38 protein-coding genes are annotated in these 19,735 nt (G+C 34.5%); all 38 read left to right on the forward strand.

All coding sequences use genetic code 11. The features are described from left to right. The 38 genes from MHH42_RS30965 to MHH42_RS31150 all read left to right on the forward strand — a co-directional run bounded on the left by MHH42_RS30965 (position 1) and on the right by MHH42_RS31150 (position 19,723). Positions 1 to 318 (forward strand): hypothetical protein, encoded by a 318-nt coding sequence (locus tag MHH42_RS30965; protein WP_340895488.1) that lies wholly within the window; start codon positions 1 to 3, stop codon positions 316 to 318. A gap of 38 nt (positions 319 to 356) precedes the next feature. Further along, the gene (locus MHH42_RS30970) at positions 357 to 860 is read left to right on the forward strand and encodes a SprT-like domain-containing protein (RefSeq protein WP_340895490.1); all 504 of its coding nucleotides are present in this window, start codon (positions 357 to 359) and stop codon (positions 858 to 860) included. Between the two features lie 77 nt (positions 861 to 937). Continuing rightward, positions 938 to 1,885 (forward strand): hypothetical protein, encoded by a 948-nt coding sequence (locus tag MHH42_RS30975; protein ID WP_340895492.1) that lies wholly within the window; start codon positions 938 to 940, stop codon positions 1,883 to 1,885. A 12-nt stretch (positions 1,886 to 1,897) separates the two neighbouring features. Beyond that, entirely contained in the window at positions 1,898 to 2,059 is a 162-nt protein-coding gene (locus MHH42_RS30980) for a hypothetical protein (RefSeq protein ID WP_340895493.1), read from the forward strand. 120 nt (positions 2,060 to 2,179) lie between these two features. Continuing rightward, positions 2,180 to 2,977 (forward strand): hypothetical protein, encoded by a 798-nt coding sequence (locus MHH42_RS30985; RefSeq protein ID WP_340895494.1) that lies wholly within the window; start codon positions 2,180 to 2,182, stop codon positions 2,975 to 2,977. A gap of 1 nt (position 2,978) precedes the next feature. Further along, positions 2,979 to 3,173, forward strand: a complete 195-nt coding sequence (locus MHH42_RS30990) for a hypothetical protein (RefSeq protein ID WP_340895496.1) — start codon at positions 2,979 to 2,981, stop codon at positions 3,171 to 3,173. A 2-nt stretch (positions 3,174 to 3,175) separates the two neighbouring features. Continuing rightward, on the forward strand, positions 3,176 to 3,418 hold the full coding sequence (locus tag MHH42_RS30995; protein ID WP_340895499.1) for a hypothetical protein: 243 nt from the start codon (positions 3,176 to 3,178) through the stop codon (positions 3,416 to 3,418). Positions 3,419 to 3,434: 16 nt separating this feature from the next. After that, positions 3,435 to 3,662, forward strand: a complete 228-nt coding sequence (locus MHH42_RS31000) for a hypothetical protein (protein ID WP_098126397.1) — start codon at positions 3,435 to 3,437, stop codon at positions 3,660 to 3,662. An 11-nt stretch (positions 3,663 to 3,673) separates the two neighbouring features. Beyond that, entirely contained in the window at positions 3,674 to 3,868 is a 195-nt protein-coding gene (locus tag MHH42_RS31005; RefSeq protein WP_340895502.1) for a hypothetical protein, read from the forward strand. A 36-nt stretch (positions 3,869 to 3,904) separates the two neighbouring features. Further along, positions 3,905 to 4,120 (forward strand): hypothetical protein, encoded by a 216-nt coding sequence (locus tag MHH42_RS31010; protein ID WP_340895503.1) that lies wholly within the window; start codon positions 3,905 to 3,907, stop codon positions 4,118 to 4,120. A gap of 29 nt (positions 4,121 to 4,149) precedes the next feature. Then, positions 4,150 to 4,329, forward strand: a complete 180-nt coding sequence (locus MHH42_RS31015) for a hypothetical protein (protein ID WP_340895505.1) — start codon at positions 4,150 to 4,152, stop codon at positions 4,327 to 4,329. Between the two features lie 11 nt (positions 4,330 to 4,340). Continuing rightward, positions 4,341 to 4,583, forward strand: a complete 243-nt coding sequence (locus MHH42_RS31020; protein ID WP_340895506.1) for a hypothetical protein — start codon at positions 4,341 to 4,343, stop codon at positions 4,581 to 4,583. Beyond that, positions 4,576 to 4,911, forward strand: a complete 336-nt coding sequence (locus MHH42_RS31025) for a hypothetical protein (RefSeq protein WP_340895507.1) — start codon at positions 4,576 to 4,578, stop codon at positions 4,909 to 4,911. Before MHH42_RS31020 ends, MHH42_RS31025 begins: the two co-directional genes overlap by 8 nt. A gap of 79 nt (positions 4,912 to 4,990) precedes the next feature. Further along, a complete protein-coding gene (locus MHH42_RS31030; RefSeq protein ID WP_340895509.1) occupies positions 4,991 to 5,302 on the forward strand; it encodes a hypothetical protein in 312 nt (103 codons plus the stop codon). Between the two features lie 115 nt (positions 5,303 to 5,417). Further along, a complete protein-coding gene (locus MHH42_RS31035) occupies positions 5,418 to 5,672 on the forward strand; it encodes a hypothetical protein (protein WP_340895511.1) in 255 nt (84 codons plus the stop codon). Between the two features lie 95 nt (positions 5,673 to 5,767). Then, a complete protein-coding gene (locus MHH42_RS31040; RefSeq protein ID WP_340895514.1) occupies positions 5,768 to 6,787 on the forward strand; it encodes a tyrosine-type recombinase/integrase in 1,020 nt (339 codons plus the stop codon). A gap of 76 nt (positions 6,788 to 6,863) precedes the next feature. Further along, positions 6,864 to 7,118, forward strand: coding sequence for a hypothetical protein (locus MHH42_RS31045; protein WP_016084913.1), 255 nt, complete (start codon positions 6,864 to 6,866; stop codon positions 7,116 to 7,118). A gap of 220 nt (positions 7,119 to 7,338) precedes the next feature. Then, positions 7,339 to 7,767 carry a hypothetical protein gene (locus MHH42_RS31050; protein ID WP_016084914.1) on the forward strand — a complete coding sequence of 143 codons (429 nt, stop codon included), beginning with the start codon at positions 7,339 to 7,341 and terminating at the stop codon, positions 7,765 to 7,767. Positions 7,768 to 7,980: 213 nt separating this feature from the next. Then, on the forward strand, positions 7,981 to 9,186 hold the full coding sequence (locus MHH42_RS31055; protein WP_340895517.1) for a site-specific integrase: 1,206 nt from the start codon (positions 7,981 to 7,983) through the stop codon (positions 9,184 to 9,186). Between the two features lie 482 nt (positions 9,187 to 9,668). Further along, positions 9,669 to 10,151, forward strand: a complete 483-nt coding sequence (locus MHH42_RS31060; RefSeq protein WP_340895519.1) for a hypothetical protein — start codon at positions 9,669 to 9,671, stop codon at positions 10,149 to 10,151. Continuing rightward, positions 10,132 to 10,401, forward strand: a complete 270-nt coding sequence (locus MHH42_RS31065; protein WP_340895521.1) for a hypothetical protein — start codon at positions 10,132 to 10,134, stop codon at positions 10,399 to 10,401. Before MHH42_RS31060 ends, MHH42_RS31065 begins: the two co-directional genes overlap by 20 nt. 17 nt (positions 10,402 to 10,418) lie before the next feature. After that, positions 10,419 to 11,768, forward strand: coding sequence for an ATP-dependent DNA ligase (locus MHH42_RS31070; RefSeq protein ID WP_340895524.1), 1,350 nt, complete (start codon positions 10,419 to 10,421; stop codon positions 11,766 to 11,768). 110 nt (positions 11,769 to 11,878) lie between these two features. Then, positions 11,879 to 12,640 carry a 3D domain-containing protein gene (locus MHH42_RS31075; protein ID WP_340895525.1) on the forward strand — a complete coding sequence of 254 codons (762 nt, stop codon included), beginning with the start codon at positions 11,879 to 11,881 and terminating at the stop codon, positions 12,638 to 12,640. Positions 12,641 to 12,736: 96 nt separating this feature from the next. After that, positions 12,737 to 13,261 carry a dephospho-CoA kinase gene (locus MHH42_RS31080; RefSeq protein WP_016084920.1) on the forward strand — a complete coding sequence of 175 codons (525 nt, stop codon included), beginning with the start codon at positions 12,737 to 12,739 and terminating at the stop codon, positions 13,259 to 13,261. Between the two features lie 401 nt (positions 13,262 to 13,662). After that, positions 13,663 to 13,908: a hypothetical protein gene (locus MHH42_RS31085; protein ID WP_098126384.1), complete on the forward strand. Its 246-nt coding sequence runs from the start codon at positions 13,663 to 13,665 to the stop codon at positions 13,906 to 13,908. Between the two features lie 20 nt (positions 13,909 to 13,928). Continuing rightward, entirely contained in the window at positions 13,929 to 14,501 is a 573-nt protein-coding gene (locus tag MHH42_RS31090; protein WP_340895529.1) for a hypothetical protein, read from the forward strand. A 226-nt stretch (positions 14,502 to 14,727) separates the two neighbouring features. Further along, on the forward strand, positions 14,728 to 15,558 hold the full coding sequence (locus MHH42_RS31095; protein ID WP_340895530.1) for a methyltransferase domain-containing protein: 831 nt from the start codon (positions 14,728 to 14,730) through the stop codon (positions 15,556 to 15,558). Positions 15,559 to 15,602: 44 nt separating this feature from the next. Beyond that, positions 15,603 to 16,259, forward strand: a complete 657-nt coding sequence (locus MHH42_RS31100; RefSeq protein ID WP_016084926.1) for a TerC family protein — start codon at positions 15,603 to 15,605, stop codon at positions 16,257 to 16,259. 30 nt (positions 16,260 to 16,289) lie between these two features. Next, a complete protein-coding gene (locus MHH42_RS31105; RefSeq protein WP_016084927.1) occupies positions 16,290 to 16,481 on the forward strand; it encodes a hypothetical protein in 192 nt (63 codons plus the stop codon). A gap of 12 nt (positions 16,482 to 16,493) precedes the next feature. Then, on the forward strand, positions 16,494 to 16,706 hold the full coding sequence (locus MHH42_RS31110; RefSeq protein ID WP_340895535.1) for a hypothetical protein: 213 nt from the start codon (positions 16,494 to 16,496) through the stop codon (positions 16,704 to 16,706). Position 16,707: 1 nt separating this feature from the next. Then, positions 16,708 to 16,950 (forward strand): hypothetical protein, encoded by a 243-nt coding sequence (locus MHH42_RS31115; protein WP_016084929.1) that lies wholly within the window; start codon positions 16,708 to 16,710, stop codon positions 16,948 to 16,950. Continuing rightward, a complete protein-coding gene (locus MHH42_RS31120; RefSeq protein ID WP_340895539.1) occupies positions 16,937 to 17,593 on the forward strand; it encodes a hypothetical protein in 657 nt (218 codons plus the stop codon). Before MHH42_RS31115 ends, MHH42_RS31120 begins: the two co-directional genes overlap by 14 nt. A gap of 26 nt (positions 17,594 to 17,619) precedes the next feature. Further along, positions 17,620 to 17,853 carry a hypothetical protein gene (locus tag MHH42_RS31125; protein ID WP_340895541.1) on the forward strand — a complete coding sequence of 78 codons (234 nt, stop codon included), beginning with the start codon at positions 17,620 to 17,622 and terminating at the stop codon, positions 17,851 to 17,853. A gap of 147 nt (positions 17,854 to 18,000) precedes the next feature. Beyond that, a complete protein-coding gene (locus tag MHH42_RS31130; protein WP_340895542.1) occupies positions 18,001 to 18,288 on the forward strand; it encodes a hypothetical protein in 288 nt (95 codons plus the stop codon). Between the two features lie 11 nt (positions 18,289 to 18,299). Next, a complete protein-coding gene (locus tag MHH42_RS31135; RefSeq protein ID WP_340895544.1) occupies positions 18,300 to 18,509 on the forward strand; it encodes a hypothetical protein in 210 nt (69 codons plus the stop codon). A 12-nt stretch (positions 18,510 to 18,521) separates the two neighbouring features. Next, the gene (locus MHH42_RS31140; RefSeq protein ID WP_340895546.1) at positions 18,522 to 18,770 is read left to right on the forward strand and encodes a hypothetical protein; all 249 of its coding nucleotides are present in this window, start codon (positions 18,522 to 18,524) and stop codon (positions 18,768 to 18,770) included. Positions 18,771 to 18,783: 13 nt separating this feature from the next. Then, positions 18,784 to 18,981 carry a hypothetical protein gene (locus MHH42_RS31145; protein WP_340895548.1) on the forward strand — a complete coding sequence of 66 codons (198 nt, stop codon included), beginning with the start codon at positions 18,784 to 18,786 and terminating at the stop codon, positions 18,979 to 18,981. A gap of 25 nt (positions 18,982 to 19,006) precedes the next feature. Beyond that, complete coding sequence (locus MHH42_RS31150) at positions 19,007 to 19,723, forward strand: MBL fold metallo-hydrolase (protein ID WP_340895550.1); 717 nt, start codon at positions 19,007 to 19,009, stop codon at positions 19,721 to 19,723. The last annotated feature ends 12 nt before the right edge of the window (positions 19,724 to 19,735 follow it).

Consider the following 19,735-nt stretch of genomic DNA (forward strand, 5'->3'; position numbering starts at 1 on the left):
TTGAATATTGCAGAACTAACAGAAAAAATTGTAAAACATATTAAGGAATCAGAATTTAAGCTCCTTAATATCAACGATGTGAGCGGATTATTAAAAGAGGTACTAGGAGATTCATATGACAGTCAGATAGCGTACAGCGTAAAACAAGCGCTCATAGAACACGATGAAATAGATTTCTTTAAAGAAGATACATATATTCATCACCAGAAGTTTTATTATTGCATTGGTACGTGGCTATGCTACAAAGGTATATATGAGAACCCAGTACAGGCAAAGCAAACTGCAAGAATAGTTGACTACGAAATATTTGAAGATTAATAACATCAGAGAAATAAATTATGAAGGAGTTGTTTTAAATGTTAACAAGAGCAGAGTGGAGCGATATTAAATTTAAGTTGGAGATGACTGCTATTAAATTCTTGAAAGAGAATTATGATATGAAGCTAGGAATTCCAATCATTCTAAATGGCAAATTAAAAAGAACTTTTGGGAGATTTAGACATGCCCCTCATAATCAAGAGAGATTTTCTCATAGCATCGAACTTTCAAAGACTTTCATAGAGTATCAGCCTTGGGAGAACGTCTTGTCAACTCTTAAACATGAATTAATACATTATGCACTATATGAGCTAGGTGAGCCATATAGGGACGGAGAAAAGCTATTTGAGAGTGAATTAGCTAAACATGGCTCTCACAGTTCTGGAACAGTCAGATTTAGAGGCGAGGTTAATGTATATAAGTGTATAGGTGGATGTGGAACAGAATACAGAAGGGTTAAAAAGTACCCTAATAATGCTGAAGGCTATGAGTGTGGCGTATGTGGTAGTCCTATTTATTACGATGGTAAAATATCTATTTAAATTTTCATTTGACTTCTTAGTGTGATGGTGTTACACTTATACACAAGATAACGAATGAATAAAGGGGAGATTTTAAAATGTCTAAAATTGCTAACCTAGAAGACAAGATTGAGAAAGCGGAATTAAAAGTTGAAAAGTGCAACGGTACTATTGAAAGACACAAGAAGCAATTAGAAAAGAAAATTCAAGCTGTAATTAAAGCTATAGGCATTGACCTAACTGGTAAGAGCAAGGAAGAAATTGAAGTAATTAGAGAACCATATAGAACTACTGATGACTCTTGGACAATTTACGAAGTTGTAAGTAAGCTTGATGATATTAAAGGCGCTAAAAAGAAATTGAGTGAAGCTGAGATAGTATTATCAAACTGGCGTACAAAACTAGATGCGGAAATTAATAAAGAGAATTTCATTCGCGACAATGCTCCACAGGTAATTAAAGATTTTCTGGAGGAATGGAAGAGACTGGCTTTTGAATGGCATATCAAGCGATATCAAGATTATCAAGATTTTAAAAAGAAGCTGAAACAAAAAGTATTTGAAGCTCAAATGGAATGCATTAAAACTATACCAGTGTATGCCGAATACTTAGATGATAATGGAGAAGTTCAAGAAGAATATAAAGATGAATATAATCTAATGAATATCCGTCCAAGAAATCCTATGAAGGAATACCTTGAAGAGCGCGACCTTGATTACAGTGGCGTTCAAGCTAGAAAGGCTTCATATGCAGGAGCTATAGTGATGAATATGGATACGATGAGAAGCGAGCCTAAACGCATAGAGTATCTAGAGAAAACATTAGAGCATGATAAGCAAATGAAAATGTTCGATTTAATCCAACGTATAACTAAAGCTGTAGGAGAGATTACAGACGCTTCTAGCTTAAAGGTTAACCAAAAAGGGAATTTAGATGGTATTATCATTGGCGACAAAGGGAAAGCGAAACTAGAAACAATTGGAGCAGGTGGATGGAATATTGTTTGCTTCCATTACAGAACATTAATCAAGCCAATTAAAGAATAGGAGCGGATTAGAATGTATAAGAGAGCAGAGCCTGTTTTAATCAACGGAAATACTTGGGTGGAGGTTAACGAGGGTCACCTCGTTCTCTTCCAGAGAAGTAGTGTAGATGGACAAATTAAATATATTTTGATAGATGATGAAGGCAAAGAAAAGTTACGTGAGATTATAAAATAAAACTTTATACAAAAGATTTGCAGAGGGTGTTGACTTCTGGAGAAACATCCTTTATACTTTTAATCAACAAGTGATACGGTAACACAGTGACACATTAAAACATGAAGGAGAGATTTTAAAATGAAATCAGATATCAAATTAATTCAAGAAGATAGCTTAAGAGTCGTGGCAGAATTTAGAGAAGGATATATAAACTTCATTAAAGAAGATAACGGTAAGACGAGCATTGTAACAATGAGTTATGACGATTTAGAACATGCATTAAAAGGAATTAAAGAAGGTAAAGAGGGTACAGATGAAGCTCGCAAAGGTTTGGAGATGGAATTCTTCAAAGATGGAGTAACTATCCATAGACCAACAGAATATGTAACATTATTTAGAAGAGAAGTAGAAATTGTCTATAATGAAATTAGAAAGAGCGAAGGATTGCAAGAGGAAGATAATAAGCAAGATGAACTTGAAATTACTAAGCTCCAAGCTCAGAAGGAAATATTGCAAGAACAAATTCAAATGATGCATGCAAAGGAAAGAGAGCTAGAGGAGAAGATTGTAAAGCATCAACAAAGCATCGAGCGCAGAAAATATAAAGGGAAAACGTTCCACGAGTATTTAGAAAGTGTTGCAGGACATTATGAAGAAGATGGTTTTAACATCCAAGTAGGTTCAGCGTGGGATAGAACAATCTATGTATCAGGTATGAACGGAGATTTTGATGTTAATATAGATTCTTCCTACGATGACAAAAGAGGTTATAGTTTGAAAGTATCTAAAGATACTGGTGTTAGAAGTTACTTCAAAGAATATTTTGAAGGTGAAATACCAAAAAATCACCAAAAGATATATGATGAAATGGTTGCTATTAAGAATAAATATGGAAAAATGATTATAGATGGTGTGCTTGAGCCGAAGGAGGCTTAAAATGAGTAAACCATGGGAAGTATTTCATAATGAAATAAGCCCTCGTATCAAAGAGGTGGAGGGCTTAGAATTTAAAATGACTTGCTATACGCCAAAAGACTGGGATGGCGTAGGGGTAAATACTAATAAAGGTATGATACATATCTTGAGTGACGGAACTGTAATTGACGAAAATAACTTATTAGGGGAGAGATAGGCATGGGAGAAATTACAATTGAAGAGGCTGTTGAGCTTCTAGAGGACGGTATGGAAGTAACGCTCGAATGTGACGGTTATGATTATGAAATCGCACCTGCTGATGGATTTGTAGGTGGAGATGGTATGGAAGGTTTTATCAGCGTAGCATTAGGAAACGTTGTACATGATGAAGCAGAACATGTATTAAATAAGTCAATTAAATTTCTAAAAGAAAGCGGAAAAGAAGTTACAATTAAAGCATAATAGTGGGGGGGAAGTTATGAAGAAGGCAATCACTTGGGTGGTAAATGAGTTTGGAGATGTTGAAGTATTTCTAGGTGAATTAGATTTAAATGAAACTGCAGAGGCAAGCTGTGATTATTATTTTCATAAGGAATCGAATAGAGATAAATTTTTTGAAATAATTGGCGTTCACGAATATGAAATTGGCGACTGGGATAGTGCAGTATTCGATGAAAGAATCCCAGAGCTTTATACAGGAGTATAGGAGGAGACAACATGCTTTTCGTAAAGAAAGAATTTGCATCAGAAATTAAAGAGGCAGAAACGTTTGAAGAATTCTGTAAGCTCTATAAGAAACTAGGGAAAAACAATAATGCAATTCATCTCAATGCTTTTGATATGATGCAACCATACGCACAGAATTATATTGGCAATCCAGATTATGTAGAGATGGATTTTGTAATGGAGTAATTAATAATATCGGACTTTTATTAGGAGGTGATGACTTTGTGGGTGCAAGAACAAGAGGAAAACGAAAAACGAAGAAAAATTGTCGTCTCCTGCAATGAAAATAATTGTGATGGAACATTCACTCATATAAGTTGGCTATGGGACTACTCACCGAGGGTAGATGGGGAATGCTCGAAATGTAAGAGGTTTATTTCGGTAAAGTTAGCGAACATAGATGAGTCAAGAATTATTAGTCGTAAAGTGATTGATTGAAAATTATTAAACAGAAAAGGAGGGTTAAAATGTTTACGAAATTCAAAGTGAAATCAGAGGCAGAAAAAGATTTGCCACACTTATCATTCTTGCCTCATATAAGCGAGGTAATTATAACAGATGGCGAAGGCAGAGATGTTGTGGATGTCGTAGATATTCATGATGGCATTGAATTTAGAATCCATAAGAAGTATTTAGAATTAGTGTAGGAGGAATTGTCATGCAAGTAAAAATAACTAAGCCACAGGTCAAGAAGCTTCTGGAGAAAAATGGAGAGGTGACACTAGACCTATTTGAAAGAGGTAAAGACCCAAATTATTTTATGACCGCTATATATCAAGTTACTATAAAAGATATAAATGAAATAGAGGGTAGAGTATCAGATGGTTTCAAGGACTTCTCTGGTCACAGAAACTTTAGCATGTCTATATGGAAAGATGAGGAGGAAGCAGAAAATGAGTAATATTCATGATTCAAAAAGAAGACCTGAGATTGGCGTTAAAGATATGGACAAGTACGAAAATGGAGGACTAGAGGTCGAAGAGCGTCTAACGAATGGATATTTAATGTACGTTCCCTATGGGATTCATTGTGATATTTTCGAGTCAATTGAAGTTGGCATTCGTTTGATGTCTAAAAGAATTGAAGAGTTAAACAAAACTCTTGATGAGATTGCAGATGATACAGGCGTTAACCCATCTGTAAAGAGATTGCTTAAAGAGCAGGTAGATGACATGAAGAGACATTTACATGTGCTAGAGAAGATAACTCCAATCAAACATGAGATTTAAACAAATTTATTGCAATGCATATTAAAAACTATTAAACTGTATGAATGGATTAATAAATTTAAAAACGCGGAGGAACAGAATGAAGAAGTGGACAATTTGGGGAATCATCTTTTACATCCATTCAGCAGTATTACTTTTCTTAGGGTTTGATAGACTCGGAGGATATCAAAATTCTGAAACATATACCGATACGAATAAATATGCCTATGTTGGTGGAGATGCGTATAACTACATAATCAATACGAATGTACTTACAGGTTATCTTGTGCTTAGTGCATCATTCTTTGTAGCAGGTACGATGTTAATCGCTACAGGTTCAATTCTAAGAGCTATTAAAGGTAATCAAGAGAACATTAAGCAGGTATCAAGTACTGTAAGCATAGAGAAGTAATAAAACATTGCAATGGGGCTAATAGAAGGCTCATTGCGGTTCTTATTCAAACAAAAGATTTGCATAAAAAGAAGTTAAATGCTACAATAATCTCTAATGAGAGGTGTTAGTGGCTATGCACATAAACGAAGATAAGGAAGATTTTCGTAATAGCAGAAGAAATATAGACACAGCAGACTACGTTCAATTTAAAGGGATGTATGATGTTGTGGCAGGGATAAGAGTAATCGTTGCTCTAGCATTAATACTAGGAGTCCCGTTCTTACTATTTGCATTTACAGAATCTATAAAAGGTATGCTTATCTTGGGAGTAATTTTTATTGTACTACATCTTATATGTAAGGTAATGAAGAGAAGCTTCTTCGGATAGTAGATAAGGCTTGAAATAAAATCAGGCTTTTCTATTGACTGTTTAGTGTTATGGTGATACACTAATACACGAAATAACTAAAGGAGATGATTTATATGATAGCACAAGTAATTGAATTGAACGATTCTGAAGCAGTAGATTTACATAATTTTAAAATCTATAATATTTTTCAATCTTTTATAAAAGCGCATGCGATGAACTCAGAGCGAACAGCAGGGGAATATCAGAGCAGAATTACAGAGTTCTTTCAAATTGTATTAAATAAGCCGATTCAACTAGTAAAGGAAGAGGATGTTATAAATATTGAAAGATTAGATATTCAGAACTATGTTAGCAAGTTACTGGAAAACGGAAATTCTAAAAAGACTATAAAGACTAAGCTCAATAGTGTATCTAGTTTTTATAGTGAAATGATGAAGAACAAGATATTGTTAAATCCATCGATTCTAAGAGTCAATATGAAGACGACAACAAAACATCATGATTCATTATCATTCCATGAGTTAGAAGAACTATATGAATTCATGGAAGGCGAAAAGGAATTGTCTTTGGAAAAGCGTCTCGTAACGAAGTTTTTTGCTACAACAGCAAATCGTAGGAGTGTTACATTCAATATGACTTGGGATAACATCACACAAAAGACAGACGTTATGACAGGTAGAAAAGTGTGGGTAGTAACAGTAATAGCAAAAGGTGTGAAAGAATCAGAGAAGCCAATCTCAGATGAATTCTATGAGGAATTGCAACAGTTGAATAATGGACAAGATAAAGTATTTAACCTATCCTCTAGAACGTATGAGAGAGCCTTAGAGAGATTTTCTAAGCAGTTGGGCAGGAAAGTTACTATCCATGGATTAAAGGCTACAGCAGTTACTATAGGATACCAGATGACGAAGGATATTAACCTTTGCAAGCAATTAGCCGACCATGAAGATATTTCAACAACAGGAATCTATCTAAAGGAAGAGAAGTCTTATACCAATCAGCTCAGCTATAATATGAGTAGGAAGCTAGATGACTCTATTTTGAAAGATATGAGCAAAGAAGACTTATTGAGTTTTCTAGAGAGTAATGAGGATATCAAGAATTCAATCTTAATGAGATTGGGTGTATAGCCTAATCTCAGGGTTGACACCATTAAACAAAAGTATTACAATATCCTTCGTTAAGCATTTTGTTAGAGGGGATGAGATGGTGTATCTATTAGAATTTCACTTTCCTTATACGAAAGAGACTGTCCCAAAGGCTCTTATTGATTCGCAGGAATTATTAAATCATCTTACTATGCTGTTACGATTAGAATTAAATAAAAGTGGACTAGACAGGCATATATGTCTTGTCACATCTGATTCTGACAGTTTGTATGATATATTTACAATCAAAAAAGAAGCTGATGTAATTATGTTCATTTTCCAATTCAAGAAACAATATTGTCTTCTCAGATGATATATTAGACAAATCATTTGAAAATGGTTGAATTAAAAGCTGTTTTCGTTTATAATTTAACTTAAGCAAAAGATTTGCAGGAAAGATGTGAAATCAGCATAAATTTTCTGGATTCACATATTCAATTAAACGAACTAACCAATCGTTTTAAAAAACTTAGGAGGTTTTACATTGAATCAATCTATTACTAAGCACATAATAAGGAAGGAAGTAATCAAAAATGAGAGATATTTTAAATTTACAGGCTTTAAAACATAGCAAAAATAGAAAGCACAATAAAATTTATGAAAAGGCGCATCGCATCATGTCAGAAGGCTATGAGACCCCAGAGCTTACAGACGATGAGGTTATGAATATTGCAAAAGGCTTTAAAATGCTTGATGTTACAGTGTTAATTAATGGAGACATAAGAGTGATTAGTAAGAAAGATACTTGGATGATTAGAGATGAAGGCAGGTTCTATACGCTATATCATAAGGGATTCACTTTTACAAAAGAGAGGATGAAGGAATCTTATCACGTTCAAGATGTGTTCTATGACATAAACTATATTTTTGCAAGCATCGTTAGCCACGATGATTACGCTCTTGGAATAAAATGTCGAAAGCCATCTGATTTGCTAAAAATTGTCGAATCATGTCGAAATTAACATGATTTGGACAGATTATCCTGTAAGTTACTTGCAAAACTTGTCGAAATTAACTGGGTAAATAATCCAAAATTCTTAAAAGAAATTATTGAAAACCCCTTGCAATCCTTAAGCTAATGTATTACAATCTACCTATAAGGTTAACTAAAACGTTATATAGGAAAATAATAATATATTTAATAAATAAGATATAATAATAAAGGGGCGTTCAAAATGACTAAAATTATAATCTCAGACAAACTACGACAAGAATTGGATGGTCTACTAGATGCTATTAATCATCCTATGTTAAGGGAATCAAGAAATCATTTCGAAAATAAATTATCTCAAAGTGTTGATTCTAATAAGGTTAAGTCTATTTTAGATAAAGAAGATACTATTGATATTCTAGATAAAGATGAGGCTATCGCTTTCTTTGAAAGTCTAAGAATACATTTTAAGAAAGATGCGTTCAGCTCAGATAATATTAAGTTCGTTGAAGATTCTTCAGATACTAAAAAGGGATTATATAATGAAGACTTTAAAGAGGCATACCTTGATAAATATAAAGATAACACTAGAAGAGTTAAACGTATTATTTTTGAGAAATCTAGAGCTTTAGAATTAACATATGGCAAAGATTTATATGATTTCAACTTTGAACAATTAGAAGAAGTTTTACGTAGTCTTAAAGCAAGCACTGTGAGAAGTTTACAAAATAGCGTTGCTACTATTGCTCAATACACTAAATTTGCTATTAAACATAAGAAGAAAAGTGACAAGATTAATTATATTGATGGTTTCACTAAAGATAGAATTGAACAATATCTAGACAAAGAGAAGGAAGAGAATATGATTTTTCCTAAAGAGGAGATTATGTCAATCGCAAATGATGCAGACAATCCTCAAGATGGAGTTATCCTTGCTTTAATTTTTGATGGAGTGAGTAATAAAAATGAGTTTGAGGAATTAATTAATTTAACTGAAAATGATGTTGATTTTGACGACAAAGTTATCCGACTTGAAGATAGGGAAGTTCCTATTAGTGAAGATACTTATACTTTAGTTAAAGGTGCTATTAATGAGCCTAAATATCAAAGTGTTACTGGAGGAAGAACTCGCGAATATAAATTAGCTGACAGCGAATATATCTTGCGTGGTCTAAGAGATAACAAGCAAATCAAATGGCAAAATATTAGTCAGCGCATTATCAGACTTGCTGAACAATTTGGTTGGGAGAAGACTCTGACAGCAACTAACGTTTCTTATAGTGGTCAATTGTATATGGCTGAGGAATTAATTAATGGACAGGGTATGGATATCGATACAGCAATCTCTGTAATAATAAAAAGATTCGGAATAAACGACAACCCATCAGCACACTTTTACTTAAAAGAAAGAATCGAAAAATATCTAGATTTAAAAAATAAGAGCGAATAAATACATCATATAGAAAATAATTGTATTCACATAAAAATAGTCGTATTAAATAAAAAAGTAGCATAAATAGTAGAAGATAATAATAATTATTAATAAATGTAATATATTTATATACAAAACACGCATGTAATATTTAACCATTTAGTTTTTTAAGAAAAGGTATTGCAAAGAATGTAATATTAATGTTATATTCTTTCTTGCAACCAATTTTATATTTAAACCTTTATAAAGAAAGTTTAGTCATATGAAACTTTTATTCATTTTAGTGATTCTTCAAAATCAGCTTGAGCGCCAAAATATAACACAAGGCGAGCATCAAGCTGATTATATAAGACCTCTAAAGAGAAAGTATTACAAAACTCCATATTAACTTCACATTTTCTTTATAAATTTCATGTTTTTATATTGCGTATCACATTGATGCGAGAAAAATTATAGTTCTAACATAGCCAACATTAGACATTATAGGAGGAATAGAAAGCATGCGACTATGCCATACATCAATAACAATGGAAAGTTTATCTACGATGAAAGGGTTCAATGAATTGACTCAAGGAGAAGAGCGTATTGAAAACATGTTGTTAGATAATTGCCTTAAGCTTCGTGGTCAAAACGTTGGATTCAAGAAGACGCGAACGGATGTTGTAACAAATGAATTTAGCAGAAATACGTTAGAAGACTTTATGAATATGGCAGTAACAGATTGCCACACTAACGAATTTCTGCTCATGGGTATGAGAACGCAGGCTGAAAGAATTATTCGATACGAAGTTCCAATTAACTGGGTCGAAGACTTCGCAGAGACGGTTAAAACTGCTGTTGCCCAGTTCGGATTTGAAGAAACATGCAATGGCATAGAAAGATATTTTACATGCGGAACGTTAGGAACGGTGAAAAGTACATATAAAGTAGCTCGAAAATACTTAGATGAGGGGGTGATTCCCGTTGAATCAAGACCAAATTAATAGTGATGACATGCAGAAGCTTGATGAGATTCAAGATTTAATTGAGGAAAGCGAATTAAAAATCCAAGAAGTAATTTCTTTAAAGATGTTAGAGGTCGGAAGACCTGACGAAATAGACACTCTGATGAAGAATATGGACAAAATGATTAGCATTGCCGAATCAATTGAAAGTCTCGACATCAAGACAATAGCGGAAGAAAATATTAAGTTTTATGACAACACGCTTCATGAAAAGATGAAGCAAATATAAAATACGGAGGGGAAAATATGTTAGAAGTAGTAAGCATTTTAAATGAAATCGGTTCTACCACAAAAAAGAAAGAAAAAGAAGAGATTCTCTCGCGAAACAGGGGGAATCAGCTTCTGCGAGATATACTGTATTTCATCTACAATCCCTATATTAAAACGAATATCGCCCAGAAAAAACTTTCTAAGAAGATAGCGGTGAAAGAAGATGCTATCATCATGTATTCTTCAAATATCAACGTGTATGAGTTTATGAAGCGACTTGAAGAGGGTAGCGGTAGAGATGAGGATATTTTATTTGCTCAACATGTAATAGAGAACAGTGCGGAGGAAGTTAAGTGGCTTTTGACAGCTATGGCGATTAAAAATCTGAAAATTGGAATAACTGGAGTTACCATTAACAAGGCATTTGAAGAAAACTTTATTCCACAATTCGATATCATGCTTGCTGATAAATGGGTAGATGAGAAGCGAACAACTGATAAGCAAACTGGTGAAAAAATTGTGAAGGTTATTGAAAACTGGAGACAGTATATTGGAAAACGGATTATCGCAACGAAGAAACTTGATGGAAATAGATGCACCGTTTTCACCAGAGAAGAGGGAATAAAAATTTATTCTCGTGAAGGTCATCCTATGATTGGATTTATCGAAATAGAACAAGCCTTTGAGCAGTTCCCAGTTGGACAAGTATATGATGGTGAATTATTGGCAACAAATGAAGAGGGACTCAATTCACAAGACTTGTTCAAGAAAACATCTAAGATTGTCAAGAAAAAGGGTAACAAGGTTGGTCTTGAGTTCCATGCATTCGATGTCCTGCCTATCGAAAAGTTTAATGAAGGTGGATTTAGTGTTGAATGTGAAAAGCGTAAAGCTGTTTTAAAAACTCTGGTTGAAAAAGAAAATCATCCTCTAGTTAAATACGTAGAGCCATTATACATTGGAGAGTTTGACAAGGAATTAATCGATAAGCTTGCAGATGAAGCAAAGAATAATGGTGAAGAAGGTATTATGGTTCAGCTTGCAGATGCTCCTTATCAATGTAAACGTACCAAGGACATCTTAAAAGTTAAAGCATTTCATTCAGCAGATATCAAATGTATTGGCATGTATGAAGGCAAGGAAGAAAGTACAAAAAACAAACTTGGTGGACTTGTACTTGAATTCAAGGGGTATCCAGTAAATGTTGGCGGTGGATATTCAGAGTCAGAACGAGAAAAGTATTGGAAAAATCCAGATTTGGTGTTAGACAAAATTATCGAAATTAAGTATTTTGAAGAGTTTGAAGACGAAGATGGAAGCCTAGATTTGCGATTTGCTACATTTAAAACAGTGCGTGAAGATAAGACAGAGCCTAGTTATTATTGAGATTTAAAGATGAAACAATCTAATCTCAATTGTAATAATTCTGTAATACAAAAGTATTGCAGTGTGTGATATACTTCAATGGTAGCAAAAAATCGAAGGGATTTGGTATTATGGTAAAAAATTCATCATCAAAGAGAGGTGTTAGTGGCAGGCGTATTGCGCTTGTGGGTACTTTATCAGCATTAATAGTAACAAATGGTGGACTATGGTATGAAAGTAAAATGGATTACGATAGGTTGGAAAGCACGTACAGTACTACGAAAGCTAATCTGTTAAAGCAAGAAGGTAAAGTGGCTCAACAGGAGAAGGAGATAGAGAATCTTAACTCAAACTTGAAAACAGTAAGCAAAGAAAAAGAAACTATCATTGACGAAAAAGAGTCTGTAACGCAGGAAAAAAATTCTCTAACTCAAGAAAGAGATGCTTTGATTCAAGAAAGACAAAATCTTGAAGCAGAACTTAAGGCAGAGCGAGAAAAAAATTCTGCAAAAAAGACTAAAGAGTATTCAGACGCTAAAGAGCCAGAAGTACAAAGCGCACCACAGACGAAAGCAGAAGGTGGTGGTGGAGGATATCAAGGTTGGAATAAGGTAAATGTAGAAGCGACTGGATACTCGAATGTAGCTGATGAACTTGGCGGTGGAGATTTAACTGCTATTGGGACAGGTGTAAGATGGGGAGTAATTGCGGTAGACCCAAACATTATTCCTTTAGGGTCTAAGGTTTACATACCTGCATTTGGACAGACGTTTATAGCTGAAGATACTGGTGGGATGATTAAGGGTAATAGAATTGATGTATTCTTTAATCATGGAGACCAAGCTAGAACGTGGGGAAGAAAGAACATTGAAGTATATGTACAGCCAAAATAAATTTTTATAACCTTCCATTAAACAAAAGTATTACTGAGAAAGGGGAGATGAGTCCATGGCTCTGTAAAGGGCGAAAAAATTTTTGGAGGAAATGTTATGAAACTTATGATTTGCAATTATATCGCAGGAGCAGGTAAGAGTACGGTTGCCGATTATCTGGAGCAGAAGCATGGATTTAAACAATATGCTCTTTCAGATGGAGTATATAAGGTTGCCGAAGAAGTATTTGGCATGAGTGTGAAGGATAGACCTTTATTACAGGATATCGGAGAACTAATGAAGCAAATTGACCCTGCAGTATGGATTAAAGAAACTCTTCGCAGAATCGAAAAGGATGGTCATAAGAAAGTTCTTATCACAGACGTTAGATTCCTATTAGAGTACTCATATTTGAAGTATAAGGGCTTTGACGAGTTCATGTTGTATTGTGAGCCAGAGGTTGCTATAAAACGTCTTGAGGAGCGAGATGGAGAGGCTCATGCCGATAACGTTGTGAACAACATGATTGAAAATCAACTGCGTCCATTAAAGGATAGTATGAAGCTTATTGATGGCACACAGGACTTTGAAGATGTGAAAAAAGAACTGGATGCATATGTACGTGTATTAGGAAGGAAGTAATCATGAAAAAGATAGCTAAAATTTTTATGGCAGGATGTATAAGCATCCTCATGGTTAACTTAGTATTCTGGGGAGTAATTATCTGGATAATTAGTATTATGGTAGGTGCGCTCTGATGACAGTATTAATTTTCTTGAAAAATATAGCACTGGCATTTGGTTTAAAAGGCATATTCAAATTAGCTATAAAAATGAATAAGAAGCGAGGAGGCTTCTTATGAAAGAATTTATAATGGGAGCAATTGCATGCGCTATAGGGTTTTCCCTTTATGACTTATTCGAATATAGCGTGAAAAAAATTTTTAAAAAATATTAAGCAAAGGTATTGCAAAAGAACAAACGTTCTGGTAAGATGGAAACATCAACCAACGAACAAGCGTTCGCAAAAAGGAGAACATACCAATGCTAATTAAAAAACACTTAAATAGACAAGCAACTTACTTTACTAAATCATTACTATTCTACCGCGAGAAAAAGTTGTCTCTAGCAATCGGATTTTCTTGGTCGGTGAACGGTGCGAAATGGCACGATGAAAATAAAGTGGCTCATACTTTTGGATTATTCAAACAAGTAGCTCCATCAACAATTATGAGAGCATTAGTGCTTGGTAGATTACGATTAAATTTTGTAACAGCAAATAAAAAATAAAAACCTTGGAGGAAACAACTATGACACAAACATTACAAGCACTTTTCGGAAGATTAAAAGCAATGGATGTCGAGGCGATTATTCGAAACTATGAGATTGGAACTGAAAATAAGGTAGAGGTTAAATTACTACTATCTCAAATTGTTCCACTCATGAAAGATATTGAGACATTAAGAGACACTCAAGAAAAATTGATTACAGAGCTTCAGAAAGCAGATGAAAATATTAAGAAATTAGAATGGACTCTTGTGATGAGCAACCTAGCTAAAATTATCGAAGAGGTTAAGAAATCGCGAAGAATTTATCCAGAGGAGAACGTGTTCGTAAGCGAGGACAAAGAACTTATTGCGGATGCTAAAAGGGTAGCTAAATTATCTGAACTTGAAGATTCTCCACGCATGGATTACGTTAGAAAGCAGTTTCATAATGCAATTCGAAGAAGCTTTGGAATCAACAATGTAATAGCTGTAGCGACTAATGAAGAGGGAACTGAAGCGCAAGTTATTTTATTTGATGTAGAAGCTACCGAGAACAATCAATTTACTACTGGATGGGACACAGAAAAGAAACTACCATACATTGAATTAAACTAATAAAAGATGAGTTTTATTATGAAAGGGGAGATGATAAGAATGAGTAAAATAATATGTTTTATAATAGGACATTCAGATTCTATCTATTTTAAAAATACTGGCATGGCGAGAATAATAAAAGGCGAATGTAAATGTATGAGATGCGGTACTAAATATTGGATTTGATAATGTTTATGAGAAAGATTGAAATTTAAACAAACGTTTGATTAACTGGGAGGAAATTAAAATGTTAGCAAAGCAAACTACTGAATATATGGAGCAAATGAATAAGAATATAGATGATAAATTACGCATCATGGACTGGATTACTGGAGACCGAGTCTTGGATGCAGGATGTGGAGGAGGAGAGTTCTTACTTCGCCTACACCAAAGTGGATACGATGCATATGGATTAGATTTCTCATTACTATCGTATAAGGAATTGTACAAGAAAGGCTTGAATAGATGGTTTATTCATGGAGATATCTTGAACATGAAAACATATCTAGAAGGAATGAATATCGATACAATCGTGTTCTCATCAGTATTGCATGAAGTATATTCATACAATGGATTTGATATCCAGAAGGTAATTGAAACTTTAAAGAACGCTTACGATGCATTACCAGTAGGTGGCAGAATCATCATTCGTGACGGAATTAAAACAAAAGATGGACATAAGAAAGTTCTTGTTAGATTCAAAGATGTGAATGATATACTATTCCTTACAGAGTATTGCAAGAGATTTAAAGGTAGAAAGGTAACCTTTGAGCCAGTAGATAAACTTACTTACAAGATGGAATTAAATGATGCAATGGAATTCTTATACACTTACACATGGGGATGGGAATCATTTGATAGAGAAGTTCAAGAGCAATTTGGTATTGCAACGCCTAATGACTACGTAAACTTAGTCAAATTTAACCTACCTAAAGCAAAAGTATTGCATAAAGAAAACTATCTTCAGCATGGGTATGTAGATTACTTAACAAATAAAGCATGGGTTTTACATGAGGATAAAAGTCTTGCAAAATATCCAGATTCAACATTCTTAATGGTCATTGAAAAAGGGGAGTAACACTCTCTTAAATATAAAAAACAAAGCAGAGGAGATTTTCAATCATGACAACAGAAATCGTAATGGCGTTACTTTCAATCATTCTAATCGACATCGTATTAAGTGGTGACAACGCGGTGGTTATCGCACTAGCCTGTCGTAACCTACCAGAGAAATTGCGTAAGAAGGCAGTAATTATCGGATGTGCAGGGGCAATTGGATTACGAATCGCGCTTACATTCCTAGCAGTTTACTTACTAGAAATTCCGTATGTTCAATTTGTTGGCGGTCTAATGTTATTGTGGATTGCGGTTAAGCTTTTAAAAGGCGAAGAGGATAGTCAAATTGAGGGTGGTAATACAATTTGGTCAGCAATTAAAACAATCATCGTAGCAGACTTTGTAATGAGCTTAGATAACGTTGTAGCGGTAGCAGGAGTAGCGAATGGTCACACAGGATTATTAGTAATTGGCTTATTAGTAAGTATTCCATTAATTGTCTGGGGTAGCCAAATCTTAATCAAACTTATGGAACGATTCCCAATCATTGTAGCGTTCGGTTCGGCTTTACTTGGATATACAGCAGGAACAATGATGATGCACGATAAGGTTATTGGTGGATGGATTACAGAAAACTTTGCTAATACTCAATTCTTACCAATCTTAATGGCAGTAGCGGTAGTTGTAATTGGGAAGTTAGAAAACAAGCGCTCTTCTAAATAAGAGCCTTGCGAACACTTAGGAGGGTTAATTATGGCGCAGATAAAAATCGATATCCAAAACTGTGAGCAATGCCCACATTCACAAACGTCTAGAGTATGGACTCCAGATTCATGGGAAACAGTGAGGAAGGTTCATTGCAAACTATTAAACAAGGATGTTCATTCTTATCTAGATTGGTATGACAAGTCACCAGTCCCAGATGAATGTCCTGCGAAAGCATAGGAGGAGTTAACAATGTCGTTAGTTGCAGGGTTCTTTCAAGCGCATAGCGTGACGAAAAGAGAGATGAATAAACAGTTTAAAAGCAAAGGATATAACAGCCTTAAGGTAAAGAGATTTATATTTGGAAGAGTCTTAGGATACGCTCCAAACATCAAGGACATGACTATTAGCGAGATGGAGCAGGTTATTTATTATCTAAAAAATACACAATTAGGAGATTCTTAATATGATGAAATGCACAGATGGAACTAGATTCAACGGAGTACTAAAAGAAGGTCAAGTTTGGGTGAAAGGAAGAACTGTCCGAGTTATAGTTCGATTCGATGAAGATGTTATGGTTTATAAGTCAAATAAGGATTTTAAAGATGGTACGGTCACCACAGTTCGTAGAAGTGTATTTCGAAGATGGTTAAAGAGTGGAGAAAGAGCGATGTTACAAGTGGGAGGCAATATATATGGACTTTGTTGATTTAAGGAAGCTAGATTACGTTGCGAAGAGATTAGAGAATGAAAAGGAAAATCTTATATCTCTCCTGCCTTCAAGGTTCTCTAGTCGATTAAGAGAAGAATTGTTTGTCAGTGGAGGATGTATATATAGCCTGTACAACAATCAAGAGCCAAAAGATATTGACACATTTATTAAAAGCAGAAAGCTAGTCAATGAAATTGTAGACTTCTTTTCTAAGCAGAGATTATTTATGGGGAGAAGTATTGGAGTCAAAAAAGGCTTCTATCATGGTTTAAATCTTATAATGACTGATAATGCAGTGTCACTTGGTAAATATCAAATTATTACTAGATTCACAGGGACACCAGAAGAAGTTATTTCTCAGTTTGATTTTAAGCACAATATGTTTTATGTCAAAGATGGTTCAATTAGCACATTAAGCAATTTCTCTTATCTATGCGACAACAAGCTTGTCTACAACGATGAAAGAGCAAGGGACATTTGTGGGACTATAATTCGTGTTGCGAAATTTGTAAAACGTGGAATGGATATTACCAATGAAGAAATGTCTAAGATGCTATTGAAACTTAATGAAGTAGGATTTAATGAGAGAGAGTTAGAGATATTAAGCAATCATCAATCCAATAAAAGCTTTGGTTCATAACATTTCATAATATGGAGGTAAACAAATTGATTAAATCAATAGTAGTAGGCGACAAAATCAAGCCAAAATACAGCTTAAGTTACATGGAGATTTACAACATCTTTAAGTACAAAGGAATTAAGTATGTTGCTTATATATGGCACAACGAAGATGGCAGTCGTTCAGTATCTATTCCAGGCTCTATGCATTTCTCAAGTCATGTTTCTGAACTTGAGAACTACTTAGAAATCGTTGGTAGTGGAAGTCATTACAAAATTTAGAATGAAAATTAATAGAGTCCTTTTACTAAACAGAAAAGAGGGGAAATAGCATGCCAGAATCAGATACGGTAAAAATTTTAACTGGAATCGTATGCTTTATAGCAGGGGTTATTGTTAGCAAAATTACGAAAAAATAGGAGGAGTTTCATGAAAGCATATCAAGTAAGCGATGGCGAATATTCACGCATAGCATTTGCAGAAACAGCAGGTCAAGCTAGACAATATGGAGCGAGTGAATTTGGCATTGACTTCATTGCAGTAGAAGTTAGAAGAGCAAAGTGGGCAGATGAGTATGGAAGTGAACATCTAGTCCCAAAATGGGCTTATCTTGCAAATGGTTGGTGGTGGGAGTGCCAATGTGGATTTCCACAGTATGAAGAAACAGCAGTTGTAATTAGAGATATAGTTTATTGCGAAGCATGTAAACCAGATTAGGAGGAATAACCATGGCGAGAAAGATTAAGAAAGAAGTATTTTTGACAACGGATGGTGTACCAGTATATGTAGATGAGTTTAGCGTCAAGAGATTGATGCAGATGGTTACAAGAGCGGATATTGTCAATATGTCCACCAATGTAACTAAAGAGGGAGTATGGTTTACGTATTCAACTAGCTACAGCCATGGCTCTATGTTTTTAAATAATTTAGTAAAGTAGGAGGAAATGTAGATGTACTACGATGGCTACGAACCCAACAGGGCGACATTAGAACGATGTAAATTGGTAGAAGGTGTGAGAAGAGCGTTTGTTCTTGAGAATGGAACAGTGGTTCAGATTGGTAATTTATTATTAGAATTTGAAGACAATGTCTTTCACGAAGTTGAACCAGAGTCACCAGATAATATCTTTAATCCAGTCTACAATCGCACAGGAAGACGCTTTACACCAGAACAAATTAATGAAATGACATTTGAATAGGAGGAGCAATAGCATGAATAAAAAAGAAAAGGTTGAAGCATTTCTTGAAGAGTTAAATACTCTATCTGAAAAGTATGGATTTGAAATTACATCAGAAGGTAATTCTCCTTTGTTATACGATGTTAATAAGCAGGAATATGTAGGTGAATTCTGGATGTCGATATTTACAGGTAAATATAAAATAGGTGGAAATGAAATATCTTGTGATTAAATCATTTGAATAGGAGGAAGATACAATGTTAAATTTTATCGGTTGTGGAAGTGCGTTTAATACTAAATTAGGAAATAATGGGGCGTTTATAAAGAGTGACGACATGTTGTTTTTAATAGATTGTGGAAGCAGTACTTTTGAGAGAATTCAAAGAGCAGGGCTATTAGAAGGAGTTAATCATATAGAGGTTCTATTAACACACACTCATCCAGACCACGTAGGTTCATTAGGAGATTTAATTTTCTATGGGTTCTATTCGATGGGAGAATTGATGAAGCCAAGCGTCACTGTATTTGCTCCTTATAACTTAAAGATTCGTCACTTGCTAAAAATGATGGGGGTAGATGAGGGAACTTATAAGCTGTGTCAATTTGATAAGACAGCAGGCATTCATTACGGAGATTTTCATATGAATTTTGAAGCAATCCCTGTAACGCACGTTGCAGAATTAGACTGTTTTGGTTATCTAATTAGCTACCAAAATAAGTTAGCCTACTATAGCGGAGATTCTAATGATATACCACAGAACATCCTACATGATTTTGATAAAGGTAAAATCGATTTGTTTTATCAAGATACTTGTAAAGCTGATTACGAAGGCAACGTACATTTATCGCTAAGAAAACTAAATGATTTAATTTGGGTTAATCGAGATAGAGTTTATTGCATGCACCTAGATAATGGATTTGATGAAAAAGAGGCAGAAGAGTTAGGGTTCAATATTGTAAGACCGATTATCTAAAAGGGGAGGAAT

This window comes from Bacillus sp. FSL L8-0099 (assembly GCF_038006385.1).
In the GTDB taxonomy this organism is placed as follows: Bacteria; Bacillota; Bacilli; order Bacillales; family Bacillaceae_G; genus Bacillus_A; species Bacillus_A toyonensis.